The organism is Bacillus cereus group sp. BfR-BA-01524 (genome assembly GCF_022662595.1).
Classification (GTDB): Bacteria; Bacillota; Bacilli; order Bacillales; family Bacillaceae_G; genus Bacillus_A; species Bacillus_A thuringiensis_S.
Genome location: NZ_JAKUDW010000530.1, coordinates 1 through 202 on the forward strand (window position 1 = coordinate 1; position 202 = coordinate 202).

Sequence of the window (202 nt, forward strand, 5' to 3'; positions counted from 1 at the left end):
CTGATTCTTCTGTTTCCGCAATTACTTCCACTTCTTCTAGCTCTTCTGTTTCTGTAATTACTTCTACTTCTTCTGACTCTTCCGTTTCCGCAATTACTTCTACTTCTTCTGGCGCTTCTGCTTCCGCAATTACTTCTACTTCTTCAGTTTCTTCTGGTATTTCCACAATGATTGTTTCTTCAAGTTTTTCTTCTGCTTTGAC

General features: G+C 38.6%; 1 protein-coding gene. It reads right to left on the bottom strand.

What is annotated here, in order from left to right; all coding sequences use genetic code 11:
• Positions 1 to 202 (bottom strand): hypothetical protein (locus MR170_RS32935; protein ID WP_242310808.1); only part of this gene is annotated, 202 nt, incomplete at both ends.